The organism is Mycobacterium sp. TH-M82, assembly GCF_057473605.1.
Genome location: NZ_JBYCKY010000725.1, coordinates 1 through 1,238, shown reverse-complemented (window position 1 = coordinate 1,238; position 1,238 = coordinate 1). Strand labels below are relative to the sequence as shown.

The window sequence follows — 1,238 nt, the reverse complement described above, 5'->3', positions numbered from 1 at the left end:
AACTTCTTTGCCAGTTCGTCAGCGTGGGCGATGATCTCTTCTACGGATCGGGGCATGAGGTCACCTCAGATACTTGTCGCGGGCGGGCATCGCGTGGGCGATCAGCTGTGTGCCGTCGATGGCGGTGAGTACGCCCACCTCCAGGATCTTGGCGCTGCGGCCACCACCAACATAAATAGTCATGCCGTCGGCCTGCTCGATGATGCGAAATGCGTTGCGCCAAGCATGCAGGATGTCCTCGTCGGCGATGCCCCACTTCTGGGCGCTCGGTAAAGTGATCGGGTCACACACAACAAGTTATCTTGCCATGCGTATCGGCGTCAACTGACTTCATCAACCCGCTGTCGCTCCCGGCCCTCGGAGTCAACACCAACCTGCAGGCATTGACCAAGCGGGCGTACGGATTTCACAGCCGACGGCGAATATCGATGAGTTCGCGCCTGCTCGGCAGGGTCAGCCGGAGTCAGTCCCGGTATTCCACCGCGCCGTCGTCGAGCACCACCCGGGCGCCGGTGCCGTCGGGCGCGGCGGCTTCGGTGCGAAACACCGCCCGGCCCGCTGCGGTACGCCAAATCGAGGTGGTCAGCGTCTCGCCCGGAAACACCGGATCGGTGAACCGCGCCGAGATCGCGGTGACCCGCGCGGCGTCGCCGCCGCCCAACTCGGCGACCAGCGCACGGCCGGCGAAGCCGTAGCTGCACAGCCCGTGCAGGATCGGTCTGGGGAAGCCGGCCAGCGCCGCGAACCACGGGTCGCTGTGCAGCGGGTTGCGGTCACCGGAGAGCCGATAGATCAGCGCTTGGTCCTCACGAGTGGGGTAGGCGGTTCGCGAGTCCGGTTGGCGGTCCGGAATCTCCGGCGCGGGTGGCCGCTGCCCCTTCGCCCCGCCGAACCCGCCCGCGCCGCGGATGACCAGGGTGGCCAGCGTCTCGGCGACCGGCTCGGACGTCTTGGGGTCGCTGCCGCGGGCACGCACCATCACGACCGCGTTCTTGCCCTCCCCCTTGTCCTGGATGTCGGCGACCTCGGAGACCACACTGAGGCTGCCGGCGGGCGGCAGCGGGGCGAACAACCGCACCTCCTGCGAGCCGTGCAGCAGTTTCGCCGGGTTGAACGTGCCGATCTTGCCCGCCGCACCAAACCCCAGGCAGCAGATGACGGCGTAGGTCGGCAGCACCTGCTGGGTGATGTCGTGGCTGTTCTCGGTGGTGAACGACAGGTCGGCGGTGCCGGCGCCG

2 protein-coding genes are annotated in these 1,238 nt (G+C 67.4%); both read right to left on the bottom strand.

Going from position 1 to position 1,238, the window contains the following annotated elements:
• Positions 1 to 60: 60 nt before the first annotated feature.
• Positions 61 to 291, bottom strand: a complete 231-nt coding sequence (locus tag AC2VON_RS21415) for a hypothetical protein (protein ID WP_486954653.1) — start codon at positions 289 to 291, stop codon at positions 61 to 63.
• A gap of 172 nt (positions 292 to 463) precedes the next feature.
• Positions 464 to 1,238 (bottom strand): MaoC family dehydratase (locus tag AC2VON_RS21410; protein ID WP_486954652.1); only part of this gene is annotated, 775 nt, incomplete at its 5' end.